This window comes from Geobacillus sp. TFV-3, assembly GCF_009901865.1.
Taxonomy (GTDB): domain Bacteria; phylum Bacillota; class Bacilli; order Bacillales; family Anoxybacillaceae; genus Geobacillus; species Geobacillus thermoleovorans_A.
The window spans coordinates 228,462-242,104 of the sequence record NZ_MPSP01000001.1 but is presented as its reverse complement, the minus strand read 5'-3'; the positions used below and the strand labels follow the sequence as shown (position 1 = coordinate 242,104).

Genomic DNA, 13,643 nt, shown 5'->3' with positions numbered 1-13,643 from the left:
TTTTTATTTTGCACTAAACAAGCGAACAAATAAGCAGGCAAAATCGCATGCCTGTTGCCTTGAAGCCTCAACTTGCGGTGCAGTAACCCTTATGATCTGTCGGTTCATGGCTGAGCCAAAGACGCGAATGCCTTGCGGATCAGCCTCTTTTTTTGTGTAACAGGCAATGACTCTCCCCATTACGACATATCGAAAACAACGTCCGCGCGCTTGATCGGCTCTTCTGTTTTCAAATAATAGTCTTCTGCTTTCCAATACCGGTTGATGAACTTTTGGATGTTTTGTTTCACCTGATCGTTTTCACGGGCAAAGCGAATCTCTCGCGGACAATCCAAATAGACGACGAAGTCAAAAAACGGCCTCCATTCTTTCCTTTGCAGAAAAACACCTTCAATCATGATAATGTCCGAATTAGAGAGATAAACCGTTCGCTTCGAGTGCGCATCAGCCTCATGATCATAAAACGGCAGGGTCAACTGGTGGGATGCTTTGAGTTGACGGAACAACTGATGCGTTAGCCACTCTACATCCCACTGTAAATAATAATATTCAAACCATTCCTCGTTTCCCGTATGATAACGTTTGGCGCGCTCGACAATATGATCATCCATGTGAAAAACACACACGGAGATCCCTTGCTCCCGCAGCGTTTGACTCAACTGATTGGCTAATGTCGTTTTGCCCGATCGGCTTAGCCCATCAATCCCGAGGACCAATCGACCCGCTGTTTTGATCGCCAGAATGGACTTGCATAAGAAGTCGATGCGATCACGCAAACCCTATCTCCCCCCTACACGTCTCTCCTTTGCCAAATTTCCGTGCTTTTTTTCTGATAAAAACATTATAAAGACGTATTACTATGGAAACAACACAGAGACGATGATTAGTCTCGCTAACAAAACCGTTCATTAATGAAAGGAGCATGAACATGGGAGAATATGCATTGGAAACCTATGAATTAAGCAAAGCGTTCGGCAAGCAACTAGCGGTGGACAATGTGTCAATGAGAGTGAAAAAACAGACGATTTATGGGCTGCTCGGGCCAAACGGGGCTGGGAAGTCAACGATTTTAAAAATGCTGACAGGGCTGCTGCGTCCGACAAAAGGGGAAATCATGATCAACGGCCATCCTTGGAGCAGAAAAGATTTGAAAGACATTGGGGCGCTAATCGAATCCCCGGCTCTTTACGGCAATTTAACGGCCTACGAGAATTTACTCGTGTATGCCAAACTGCTAAATTTGCCAAATTCGAGAATCGAGGAAGTGCTAAAAATTGTCGGTTTAGAAAACACGGGCAAAAAGAAAGTCTCCCAATTTTCTCTCGGGATGAAGCAGAGGTTGGGAATTGCCAAAGCTCTTTTAAACTCCCCGAAACTGCTCATTCTCGACGAACCAACGAACGGACTGGACCCATTAGGTATACAGGACTTGCGAACCCTTATCCAATCGTTTTGTAAAAATGGAATGACGATCATCTTATCAAGCCATATTTTATCAGAAGTCAAACAATTAGCCGATTACATTGGCATTATTCAAAATGGGGCGCTCAAATACGAAGGGAAAATCAGCGAAAATGAAGATCTTGAAAAACTCTTTATCGATGTAGTGAGTGAAAGATGAAGGAAGGTGGACGTGATGCTAACGATGATCGAGTCTGAACGTTTAAAATATAAGCGGACGTTTGCCAAAAAACTGGTATTTATCGCTCCGTTTTTCTTTGTCCTGTACGCCATGACGACCATGCCAGTCATGAATACAACACATCATTATTTTGAATACACCGTATTCAATTGGTGGCCATTGATTTTTGTTCCGATTGGAACAGCCTTGATTGCCTCTCTTTCAGTGGCGAGGGAGAAAAAGTCAGGAAACGATAAAGCGTTGCGTTGTCATGACATTAGCATTGTACGCCTATGGTGGAGCAAAATCATCGTCATCGCTTATTATATGTTGCTCTCCACAATAGAGCTGATCGTCTTACTTGTTTTATTGAAATGGTTTTTGCCTAACAGCCTCTCATCAGCAACAGTCGCCATATTTGCCAGCCTTGTCATTTGGATGACCTCTTTAGCCTACATTCCGATCGGGTTGTTTGTCGCTGAGCGGTTCGGGATGGTGGTGTCGATTATGGTCAGTGTCATCGGCATCGCATTGGGAGTGGTCATGGCCACAAAACCGTATTGGCTGTTCATTCCATGGAGCTGGGGAATGAGGCTGATGTGCCCGATCGTCAAGGTTCATCCGAACGGCGTTCCGCTGGAGAAAGAAAGTCCGCTGTTGGATCCCTCTGTCATTCCGATAGGACTGGTGACCGCCATGGCTGTTTTCCTGTTGTTATCATTTGTGACCGCCTTTTGGTTTTCACGAAAAGAGGTGCATTGACATGTCGTTTCTTCGCGTTCTGTTTTCCGAATGGATCAAAACGAAACGCACAGCGATTCGATGGGTGATGTGGATCGCACCCATCATCTATCCGCTCTTCATGGTATGGTATTTTTCCCACTACCATACCCCTGTATTTTGGCAAGTGAAAATCTATCGAGGATTTTTTGAAGTGCTGGCGGTTTCCTTGCCGATCATCCTCTCATTGCTGACGGGTCTGATGTCATACCAAGAAGAAAAGGCAGGAAACTTTATGAACGTTTTATCCGGTCCTATCTCGAGAATACAATGGTATGTTGGCAAACTCACGTTGCTCGTTTTGATTGCATTTGCGGACATCTTGCTGGCAACGATTCTTATGTTGATCGGCATGAAATACGTGCTCCAAGCAGCCCACATTCATTATGATTTATTTTTGCAAGGAGCCGTACTCTCTATGGTGGGCTCACTCATCCTTTTCTCCATACATCTATTCATCAGCTTTGCTTTTGGGATGGGAGCCTCCATCGCTGTAGGGAGCGGTGGATTTCTGATTTCCGCCATCATCGGCGCAACTTCCTTAGGCGATCACATCTGGAGTTATATTCCTTGGGCTTGGGCTGTTCGCCTTTCACAATTTCCAATGCTGATGATGCCCGAGGTCAAGCAGGCCTTAGGGACGCAGTTGTTACATTCCGACTCGCCATCGCTGCGGGAAGGAACGGTTTATGCCTTTGTAGGCTTTATCATCGTCACGATCATCGGTTCCATCTGGTTTCATCGTTGGGAAGGAAATAAACCGCATGAATGAAGATCCACCTTCCATCTAGGCATAATATTGAAAAAAGGAGGCTCAAGAGCAGTTATGAAAAATTTCATTCTCCTGATACTGATTGGAATCATATTCTTAGGAGGTTGTTCGCTTTTCAGCGACTTAAAAAAAACGGCATCACACAATATGGCGATCGATCGAACATTGCCAAAATATGAACTGGACAAAAAAAACTTAAAAGAAATTCGCTATCAAGGCCGAACCTATGTCATTCAAGCGTCAAAAGTAGATCGACATCAATTGAACAAACCAATTGGGAAAGTAACAGAAACGATTACCATTAATGAGCATCATCGAATCCTAAGCAAAGAAGAGCTGAGAAAGATCGAAATTGTTCCTGATAAAAAAGATGAAAAAAGAACTCACTTGAACTTTGGCTGGGTGTACAGCATCAAAGGCGTAAACCCAGAAGAAGAAGTGGCCGTAACGGTCAACAATCAATTTCTGGTGGCAAAAAGGAAATAAACCTCCATTGAGTGTATAACAGCATCATCCAGACAAGCAGACAAATCGACACGGCCTGTGGGTCTCCTTTCGAATGCGCAAGCACATCATCATTCGAAAGGAGGACCCTTATACAAGAACACATTCATTTTCCTACCGATCGTGCCAAGCTTCAAAGGCTAATCGCTCCCATGTCAAACGACCGACAAACGCGCTAGTCCTTCGTTTTTCACTTTCAAACGACAGAGGCAATAATTCCGCCCCCCATTTTAAGTACACTTATGATATATTCAGGGATTTCTCCATACTCCGGTGTTGTCATGCCTCCTGGCATATGTGTCACAGTTTTATAAGGAACAAATAGCAAGGCCATGTGATTCCGATGACAAAGCCATAGATAAACCTTTTGCGATAAAATGATTCAAGTCTCATTTTTTCTCTTTATGTGGGGATCATTTGATATCTCCTTAATATAAAATTCAACGGTTGCTCCGCCGCTTTCATTGTTGTAAGCCCAAATCTCCCCTCCATAATTTTTGACAATTTGTTTTGCGATATAAAGACCTAACCCAAAATGGTCTTTATATTGTTCATTCTGATAAAACGGCCTGAATAACAGCGATGTATCCGTTTCCTTAAATCCCGTCCCTGTATCTGAACATTTAAAATAGATCTTATGATTTTGTCCATCTGCTTCATCATACACTTTCAGTTTAATTTCCCCACTCTTTGTAAACCTCAAACTGTTATACAAAAGATTATCCAAAACTCTCATGAGCATCGGTTCATCTAAAATGTAAAACGTTTTTCGCAAGTCCACATCAAAAGAAATGTTGATCTGCTTTTGATTCGAAACCAACGCGGAGATTTCCTTTTTTTTCTCCATTAACAGTTGATATAAATCAACTTGTTGTGGATTAAACAAAAAATGCGGATTCTCCACTTTATACAGCAACGACAAATTATCTGTCAACATCCGCATTTTTCTACAGTTTTTGCGAATCAGATCCAAATGCGGAGTGATATCAAAATGATCTGCGTCCTTCAAATCATCGATTAAATCCATTTGTCCTTGAATAACGGTTAACGGTGTTCTTATATCGTGGGCAATCGACGACACCATGATTTTCCGTTCGTCATCGACCTTTGATAAACTTTCAACCATCTCTTTCAGAGCACTGATCATGGTATTAAAGGAATCCTGTATCTTGATAAACTCTTTTCGTTTCAGCCCGGAGACCTTAAAATCAAAATAGCCGTTTGAAATGTTATCGGCAGCGTGAAGCAACAATTTCATATTATGAAACAATGATTGATACAACCTGGATGTAAAAAAAATTAAATAGACAATAAAAAAGATCAGCGGAGAAATAAGCAACACAACATAAATCAACACGACTCCGAAGTGATCACGATTATTAATCATAAACCCAAAAGGCGCTTTCAGCACATACACCGCCTGAATCGCGTTATCATGTTTAATGGGGACGAATCGATACACATAGCTTCCTTTTACAATATCACGATTGATTGCTTCACTAATATCAACTTTATCGTTTACAATTCCCCGATCACCATACAGATGATGGCCACTGACGTCTACAACTTCTCCCTGTATCTTTCGGCTATAACGATCGATGGGAATTAATCTCCCCATGAAAATGGCCTCTTCGTTCTCTTTCACTTTTTTTTCAATTAAATCCAAATATCGTACAAAATAATCTGTCGATTTTACCATATGATTCCCTGTAAATGTAACGATCAAATAGATTAAGCATAAATAAGCAAGCGCCGACGAGACGATCGTTGCCAAAACAACTTTCACAACCAACAAGTAAAAATCTCGTTTGATCGTTTTATTGTTTTTCATCGGTCACATCCCATTTATAACCTAATCCATATAATGTTTGAATATAGGAAGTTTCCGGATCAACGGCTTTTATTTTCTTTCTGATATTCTTGATACTTTCTGTAACGGTGTCTAATTGGCTTTCCGAGTCGAGTCCCCACACACGTTCAAATATCCTTTCTTTAGAAAAAACAACATTTTTATTCAGCATCAACAACTTCACAATCTCATATTCTTTTTTTGTGAAAGGTAATTTCATTCCTTTACAAAAAACCTCATTCGCCAAAAGATCAATGGTTATATTTTTCGAACTCAAAAGATATCTCTCATTTGAACGAATCCGCTCTTCCCTTCTTAAATGGGAATCGATTCTCGCTTTTAACTCCTTTAAGCTGAAAGGTTTGGTTATGTAATCATCTCCGCCGATCGACAGAGCTTGAACCTTATCTTCCTCCATCGTCTTTGCACTGACAAATACAATCGGGCAATCGACTCGATCACGAATCATGCGACACAATTCCATTCCATCAATACCTTCCATCATAATATCTAACACAATCAAATCAACATCGCTGTTGATCATTTTCAACGCTTCCGTACTGCTGTACGCCAGTTCCACCATATAATCATGAAGCTCCAAATATTGTTTGATCGTCAAGCAAATGTCTTCATTATCGTCGACAACCAGTATTTTTCTTTTACCCATTTTTCATACCCACCTTACAGTTAACAGCATTTTAACATCTTCATAGATGCAATGAAAGCGTTTAACATATCCTTGACGGAAAAGTCGCTTCTCCATTTTTCGACTGACGAAGGCAAGCCACAGGCTTGCCCCCGTCACACCAAGGCGTGACGGAAGACCGAACAACCACCTGCTTCACAGACCCATACATAGGTCTGGAAGCGGCGTTGTTCGGTCGCTCGACAGTCGATCAAATGCTCGGTAAAAGCTGCAAATTAAAGTTTCAAATTGCATCTATATAAAATTGAAATTTTGTTTTACATCCAGCCGATCACTCGCAATTTTATAGCATAGTCGAATTGTATGGGGGTCAAACCAGAAACGAAAAATCGGAAATTCTTTATTGCAACTTATATATATTTTAAACTTTAAATAATAAAAATGCACAGTCCCACGGCGTTTTTTTAGAGTTTTGTATAGCTAATAGCGTCAATAAAATTCCTGCTGTTCCGTCTATTAATCCAACACAATCATAATACTCCTTGTCCTCTTTTTTCCCCTCAATATTTTTAAAACCAAAAGGGAATTCATCATTGTAAAATTCCATTATATCATTGACCAGTTTGCAGGCTATTTCCCTAAAATAACTTATATTCGTTTCTTCATAAAATCTATGGCAGATATACGCAACTCCTGATAAACCATGACAAAAGGAAGGAGAAAAAATGTCATAAAGCCGTTTACTTGCCAGTTTCATTCCACTGACGGCGCAGTCAATATATGATTGATTTTTTAGCGTTTTACCTGTTATAAGCAACGAATAAGCGACACCAGGAGTTCCGTAACACCATGCATCTCTTGTATTTTTGTTCAGGACGGATCCGTTTTTGTATTCTTCTAAAGAAACATGGGTGCCCCAATAAGCTCCATTTTCATCTTTAATCTGAAACTTAATAAGAAAATCGGCTAATTTTTGAATGCATTCATCTTGCCCGTCTACATAAATATTCAGTTTTTTGGCATTGCACAAGACAATTAATAAAGCAGGTATGCCGTGAGACAGCCCGATGTTAAAGAAACCAGATGGCCAGTTTCTTTTTTCCATTTCTGAAAAAGAATTCTCAGGAGGAATATACCATCCCGGGGCTTTTATATCTTCAATCTGTTTGTCTTGAGACAAGTCTACAATGTATTTTAAGATTAATGTTATGCTTTTTTTCATCTCTTGCGGAAATAATAGGCAGTAACTAGCTACACCCGCAACACCCGAAATGGCATCATAATCATCCATATTCGGATACGGTTTCTGTTTCAAATAATCGATGATTTCTTCTATTCTTTCTTCGATGACATGGTTAATATTTGAGATAAAGTTTTGATATCTTTTCCCTCCTTTAGATAAACATACTGCTGCAAGACCAACCCCGGCTAATCCGGTAAACATGGATAAAGAAGAGAAACCGTGCTGATTAATTTGTTTGCCGATCTTTTTCATATATTGATGCCCTAATACATCCCAACCTTCATCTGGATATTGTTCGCTCAATTCACCGTACAGCGCACATAAAGCCGGCAAACCATGGCTTAAACTTAATTCATTAAACGGATTTATGCTTCTGTTTCCAATTTTAATATAATTACTTGGGTGATTAATGATCCGCTTCATATTCTCATAATCCGATAATTTTTTAGCAACATTACAAACCAGCTCTTTCACTGAGACGCTCATATTCCACCTCGTTGTGCAAAGTTTCCAATTCATACATTCTTCTGTATAAATCATTCGTAGCCAAAAGTTCCTGATGCGTACCTATGCCGATAATTTCACCGTCATTCATCACTACGATTTTATCGGCAAGCTTAGCCGTTGATAGACGATGTGAGATAAATATACCGATTTTATCTTTTGTCATATTGATAAACATATTAATGACTTCTTTTTCCGAAATGGGATCCAGTGCCGAGCTAGGTTCATCCAATATATATACGGATGCATCCCGAAAGAACGCCCTAGCAATAGCTACTTTTTGCCACTGCCCTCCCGAAAGTTGCACGCCGTCAACAAACCATAAACCAAGCTGAGTATCCAAATCCTCGATAAAGTTTACCTGCGCCCTCTCCATGGCTTGTTTTAATTCCTTGTCATGATCAATGCGCGTAATATCGCCGAACCCCACATTTTCCCTTAATTTTAATTCATACTTGACAAAATCTTGGAACAAAACCGCAATGCTTTTCCTCAATTGTGCAGTATCCAAATCATTTATGGACACACCATTGTAAAAAATGCTATCTTCATCATGATCATACAATTTCAATAAAAGTTTTATAAGAGTGCTTTTTCCCGATCCATTCGCGCCGACGATTGCTATTCTTTCACCTTTATTGATGTCGAGGTTAATATTTTTTAATACAACTTTCGGATTCGTCGGATAACTGAAGGTTAAATTTCTTATCTTAATATTTTCGATTTTGTCTATTCCTAATGCCAATCGGCCTTCTTTATTCAATACTTCCTCATCCAAATTCAAAAATTCAAACAGTTGATTGATGTATAGATTGTTTTTATACAGAGAATGGATCGTATTTAATATTTTTCTGGAATTATTGGAAATTAAGTTCAAGGCCTGAATAAGCCCGACGACGTGACCGACAAGGATTTCGCCTGCCAACGCCGAAATGATGATGATGACAAGTACGATATTTATGCATATTTGTTCAACGAGCTCAAAAATAAATGTAAAAACCGTTCTTCTTTTAAAAAGATTAATATCTTGTATGACAAATTTTTTGTTGATTTCTTTAAATTGTTTTAAGATATATCCGGCCAAGTTATATAATTTTACTTCTTTGAAAGTGTTGTCTCTTGTCATTAAGTAAGACAAATACCATGATTTTCTTTTTTCCGGCGCACGAAGCCAACTAACATTAAACTCTCTTTGACCGATTTTGAAAAAATAAAAAGAAAAAATGACTGGTATGAAGATTAATATAATCAACACCCAGGGTTTCCAATTGATCAGGATCATTACAGACGAGAAAAGTGTTACAATCGCCGATATTGCACCTAATATGGACAAAAACACTTCAAATGGTTTATACGGTGTTTCATTCTGAACTCTTTGCAACATATCATAAACTTCGGCATCCTCAAAATGTCTTAAGGACAATTTTGTGCACTTGTCCATGACTTTTAAATTAAGTTTGTAATTGATTAAAGTTTGAAATTTATTTTGGTAATATTCTGTAAAACTGCTGATGACTTCGCTGAATAAATTGGAAAAAATATAAAAAATTAATGAGGATATGATAATACGAATATTTTGGAACCCGATTGCATTAAGCAAGTTTTGCGAACCAAATAATGTAATAATAGGCGCGATCCCCATTAATAAACTTAAAAGAATAATGATAAAAAAACTTTTTTTGTCGACGTTCTTTATGAGAACAAGCGTCTTGGGAACCATCTTTATTGATTTCACAATATCTTTTATGGTAACGTGATCATCATACTCTTTTATATTCATAGTATTTTCAATCCTCACGTGCTAAAATTAAACCTTATTCCAGTCATAAAGGCTTTTTAGCCTGAGCAAACAGGAGAGGACTTGCCGAACTTTTAACGGTGACTTTTGTTTAAAAAAGCTTCAAGTCGTGCACCCATTTATGCAAACTCCAAATGCTTGGACAAATAGATAGAATCTCTATTTTTTCAAAACTGCTTCATGAATTTTAATATATTTCAATGCATATAACGTATGAGCAACCAATGTACGGATTTTCTTTTCAAATTCTCGGTCGATACCGAATAACCTGTTACAGTGTAAATGAATCACACTGTCTAAAATGGATAATTCGGAAGAAGCTTCTAGACCCTCCCCGATTTTGCTTGCATACTCTTTTATGCTTCTGTTTCTTTGGTTCAAAACGTTTAATAATAACATCCCCTCATCCGTTTCTCTTAATCCTTTCCAATCATTGTCCGTATTACAAACCTTCATGTAAAAAGATCGATTCCTTTTAAAGTCTTCCCGATAGTCTTGTTTGTTCACTTGCTGTTGCAAGAAATTCAATTGGCTTTCATAATTTAGGCCGAACTGCTCCATATAATGAATGATGGAAACCATCCCGATCACTTCGTCGCTAAAATTAATGCTTTTTAAACGTTTTAGCTTTAATATGTCTTCTACTACTATGCTATCAAAGCAAAATAAGGTTTCTGCAAAATTTATCAATTCTGTTCCACCATAGCGCTCAATTTCTCTTTCATAGGAGTCGATGGAAAAACGATTCAGCACCCTTTTTTCAATTAAAGTTCGCAACCATTGTTTAATATCCGGATAAATCTGTAAAAGTTTTTCTTCACTGGCATTGAGTCTTAATCTTATATGTTGTTCTGGGTCGGCATACCGCATAAAGAAGTATTTTTCAATTTCTCCTTTAGCCAACTTCTCACGACAATATTCTGAAATATAAAAGGCAATTAAATCATCCGCGCTGGAATTGACTCCGTACAATTTTAAATAAAGCCAATCCTCAAAAGGCAATTTTATTCTTATATCCGATAAACTTGGGATATGATTTGATTTTTTCGGTTTGGTGTACCATTTAGTATTTTCTTGTTTCACTTTAACTAACGGAATAACCAATTCACAAATATATTCTTCTTCGGAGCTATCTTTAACCAAATTAAAATCAGCATCTTCATAAGAACTTAGAATAATATTTCCGTATCTGTTGTTAAATTCGTGATGAAGAATTCTTAAACAATTTTCGTCCTCAGTATTCAACAGAATCCGATTATCCGCAAAAGTTAAATAAACATATTTCGGAACATGATAATCAGAACAAAACTTTTTAAAATGTTTTTTAAATTCATAAAAATCAATTTTGTGGTTTGTTTTGATAATCTTATTGATCACCCATTTTTGTGGCGATATTATGAAATTTTTGTATTCAATTTTGGGGATGTAAGAATAGTCATAAAATATTGCATCCCAAGGTAAATTATACCAAATTTTTTTGCCGTCCAAACTTACATCATACAAAAAACGAATCGCATTAGGTGCAGTTCGTATATTCAACATATTATTCATAGTAATGATCAATTTTTTATTTAGCGTTTTACTTTTTGCATAAAAAATATCATTTTCTATGCCGATCAGAATATCATTTAAACTTAACCGATGATATTCATCTCTGCTACTGTTAGTAAATAAAGCAAGTTCGTATTCGCTGTTGTGAATATTTCTTGTTACATTTGCATTTCTCGTTTCATTTGGCAAATAAACGATTTCACAAGTTACATACTCACCAGAATCATTATTCAGGTTCAAAATTTCTTCATTTAATGTTTTGAAAAGCTTCTCTTCACCTTCCATCATATAAGAAAATCTTCCAAAACTTTTCCCTGCATGGGTAGATCCTAAATTAGGACCAAGATAATATTTGAAATTATTGTTCTCAAAATCTTGCTTGGAATCACATTTTATGATTACGTTAATGTCTAATGAATCCGGGATGCTGTTGTAATCATAATCATCCAGCCCCAATTCTTTTATCTCGTCTTCCGTTATCGTTATACTTTTCTTGTCTTTCACCGCCTCTACATATTTATTAAGAAAATATTCTCTTAATTGCTCATCGGTCAATTGATTGATCACGCCGACATTGAGTCTTGCGTTTTTGGGATTTTCATAATCCATAGGAGCTCCTATACCGAAATCATCATCAAGCATTTCCAGTAAAGGCACTTCTCTGTCCACACCATATTTTTCGATAAATTCTTGCTTATATCTTGAAAACGGAGAATCTGTTTGTTGATAGGTCATCGAAAAAGGCAAAAGTATGCGCATTAATTGATTTAAATCTTTTATAACTTGTTTGTTCAGTTTCTTTTCTTGTAAATTCAATTTTGTATCAACTTGCAATACATATTTTGTCTTTGCTAAATTCGTCATTTTTCCGCATAAATCTTTATATATCTTTTCACCTTCACCTAAAGGTGTCATGGTATATCTGCGAATATCCTCTTGAATATCGACTAACTCGTTGACCCATTCTTCTATATTGCTTTTTTTCAATTCCTTTATCAGATAATCAAGCTGATCCATCACAGTTAATGGTGGACGGAGATTAGAAATTAAAAACTCGTTTTCTATTAATTGTTTTAAAAAATGTACAATTTTTCCTTCACTCGTATTTTGGAATTTTTTCATCAATTCTTTTTTTAATTTTTGGTAAGAGATCAAATTACAGGCCAATTCATACGTGATTTTAAAAGGAGGGGTTACTCTGGCACTGATTTCATTGACTTTCTTGTCGCTATCTTTTAACGTCGAATGTAATAAATATGCCCGTTCCCCTTTAAAAAATATACTGTCGTTAATCTTGAAACATAATTTATCATATTGTTCTTGTTCTAATTTCTTCACAATCTTTATTAGCCATTCTAAATCCGGTCTGGCAAATTTCTTATACTTATTCGCTCCATATCTTATTGATGTATTTTCATCTGTATATTCGCCAAAGTCTACTCCTGCAAAAAGACCGAATGGCGTTGGTCTCGTGCTAATTCTTATCAAATACTTATGAATAGCTTTAAGAAAATAATCATATTTTTTTATTTCCTTGCCGTTGCAAAAATCAATCATTTTATTATATAAACTTTTACTTGCTATCAAGATACTCTCCCTGAATACAGGATTATTGCAAATTTCCAACAGATGTTCTTTCATTTCTTTCTCAGTAAGTTTTTGATCAAAAAATCTTAAATAATTGTTCAATGATAGAACTGGCGTTCGAATCATAAACGTATCAATGTTTTTAAAGATAAGATCTTTCATAAATAAAGCCTCCAACTCATTGATTCTCAATCTTCTGTAAGTTGCGCAACTTTTTGGTAATATTTTCCATCAAATCGCAGGACTGAATTTGTCCTGAACCATGTTGCAAAGTAGGCATGGAGGGATCTGTATTCATGATTTGAGTGACTTCTTCCGATGTTAACTGTCCTACAGCCGGATAAAATGTTTCTCGATTTTTTGACATTGACTGGATTTGTATTCTTTAGTTGATGATGTTGCGCTCGCCTCAGCACTTATTAGGTTGCTAGTAGTGATTACACTTAATGATATTATTGCAATTTTTGTTATTTATATAGGCGGGTCTTAAGCACAAGCTTTACTTGATATTCTAGAGAGCCGGTGATTTAACTGAAAATGCCGCTTTCCAGCGATATTTTTTAAATTGAGAAATATGGAAAATTCAGACCTTCGTTTCCACGAAGAGCCACCGATTCAAGAAGAACAGTGACTTTTTCACCGATCTTCTAGGGTAAGTATGCATAGAGAATTTTCCGAACACATCACCTTAGCTCAAGTAGACGTACCAACATACAAATAATCCTGCTCCCTACTTTGACTACTACTCGATCTTCATTACTCACAAAATGTATCAACATAATATTTAA

At 37.3% G+C, this 13,643-nt stretch carries 10 protein-coding genes; 4 read left to right on the top strand and 6 right to left on the bottom strand.

Annotated features, from left to right (window positions below):
• Window positions 1-179: 179 nt before the first annotated feature.
• On the bottom strand, window positions 180-776 hold the full coding sequence (locus tag BJQ97_RS01260; protein WP_160155206.1) for a kinase: 597 nt from the start codon (window positions 774-776) through the stop codon (window positions 180-182).
• 152 nt (window positions 777-928) lie between these two features.
• Between BJQ97_RS01260 and BJQ97_RS01255 the strand changes: the two genes are divergently transcribed.
• The 4 genes from BJQ97_RS01255 to BJQ97_RS01240 are packed head-to-tail and all read left to right on the top strand — an operon-like array spanning window position 929 to window position 3,659.
• Complete coding sequence (locus BJQ97_RS01255) at window positions 929-1,621, top strand: lantibiotic protection ABC transporter ATP-binding protein (protein ID WP_160155205.1); 693 nt, start codon at window positions 929-931, stop codon at window positions 1,619-1,621.
• A 15-nt stretch (window positions 1,622-1,636) separates the two neighbouring features.
• Window positions 1,637-2,383: a lantibiotic immunity ABC transporter MutE/EpiE family permease subunit gene (locus BJQ97_RS01250; RefSeq protein WP_160155204.1), complete on the top strand. Its 747-nt coding sequence runs from the start codon at window positions 1,637-1,639 to the stop codon at window positions 2,381-2,383.
• Between the two features lies 1 nt (window position 2,384).
• Window positions 2,385-3,173, top strand: coding sequence for a lantibiotic immunity ABC transporter MutG family permease subunit (locus tag BJQ97_RS01245; RefSeq protein ID WP_160155203.1), 789 nt, complete (start codon window positions 2,385-2,387; stop codon window positions 3,171-3,173).
• Between the two features lie 54 nt (window positions 3,174-3,227).
• On the top strand, window positions 3,228-3,659 hold the full coding sequence (locus BJQ97_RS01240) for a NisI/SpaI family lantibiotic immunity lipoprotein (RefSeq protein ID WP_160155202.1): 432 nt from the start codon (window positions 3,228-3,230) through the stop codon (window positions 3,657-3,659).
• Window positions 3,660-4,059: 400 nt separating this feature from the next.
• On the opposite strand, the gene BJQ97_RS01235 is transcribed toward BJQ97_RS01240, so the two are convergent.
• The 5 genes from BJQ97_RS01235 to BJQ97_RS01215 all read right to left on the bottom strand — a co-directional run bounded on the left by BJQ97_RS01235 (window position 4,060) and on the right by BJQ97_RS01215 (window position 13,017).
• Entirely contained in the window at window positions 4,060-5,508 is a 1,449-nt protein-coding gene (locus BJQ97_RS01235) for a HAMP domain-containing sensor histidine kinase (RefSeq protein WP_160155201.1), read from the bottom strand.
• A complete protein-coding gene (locus BJQ97_RS01230; RefSeq protein WP_160155200.1) occupies window positions 5,495-6,193 on the bottom strand; it encodes a response regulator transcription factor in 699 nt (232 codons plus the stop codon). The genes BJQ97_RS01235 and BJQ97_RS01230 overlap by 14 nt, the downstream gene beginning before the upstream one ends.
• 400 nt (window positions 6,194-6,593) lie before the next feature.
• Window positions 6,594-7,901 (bottom strand): lanthionine synthetase C family protein, encoded by a 1,308-nt coding sequence (locus BJQ97_RS01225; protein ID WP_160155199.1) that lies wholly within the window; start codon window positions 7,899-7,901, stop codon window positions 6,594-6,596.
• Window positions 7,870-9,699: an ABC transporter ATP-binding protein gene (locus tag BJQ97_RS01220; protein ID WP_160155198.1), complete on the bottom strand. Its 1,830-nt coding sequence runs from the start codon at window positions 9,697-9,699 to the stop codon at window positions 7,870-7,872. Before BJQ97_RS01220 ends, BJQ97_RS01225 begins: the two co-directional genes overlap by 32 nt.
• 177 nt (window positions 9,700-9,876) lie before the next feature.
• Window positions 9,877-13,017 (bottom strand): lantibiotic dehydratase, encoded by a 3,141-nt coding sequence (locus BJQ97_RS01215; RefSeq protein ID WP_160155197.1) that lies wholly within the window; start codon window positions 13,015-13,017, stop codon window positions 9,877-9,879.
• Between the last annotated feature and the right edge of the window lie 626 nt (window positions 13,018-13,643).

Coding starts and splice junctions, on each gene's coding strand:
- BJQ97_RS01215 (WP_160155197.1), bottom strand. CDS start 13,017: ATGAAAGATCTTATCTTTAAAAACATTGATACGTTTATGATTCGAACG.
- BJQ97_RS01230 (WP_160155200.1), bottom strand. CDS start 6,193: ATGGGTAAAAGAAAAATACTGGTTGTCGACGATAATGAAGACATTTGC.
- BJQ97_RS01250 (WP_160155204.1), top strand. CDS start 1,637: ATGCTAACGATGATCGAGTCTGAACGTTTAAAATATAAGCGGACGTTT.
- BJQ97_RS01225 (WP_160155199.1), bottom strand. CDS start 7,901: ATGAGCGTCTCAGTGAAAGAGCTGGTTTGTAATGTTGCTAAAAAATTA.
- BJQ97_RS01245 (WP_160155203.1), top strand. CDS start 2,385: ATGTCGTTTCTTCGCGTTCTGTTTTCCGAATGGATCAAAACGAAACGC.
- BJQ97_RS01255 (WP_160155205.1), top strand. CDS start 929: ATGGGAGAATATGCATTGGAAACCTATGAATTAAGCAAAGCGTTCGGC.
- BJQ97_RS01235 (WP_160155201.1), bottom strand. CDS start 5,508: ATGAAAAACAATAAAACGATCAAACGAGATTTTTACTTGTTGGTTGTG.
- BJQ97_RS01240 (WP_160155202.1), top strand. CDS start 3,228: ATGAAAAATTTCATTCTCCTGATACTGATTGGAATCATATTCTTAGGA.
- BJQ97_RS01220 (WP_160155198.1), bottom strand. CDS start 9,699: ATGAATATAAAAGAGTATGATGATCACGTTACCATAAAAGATATTGTG.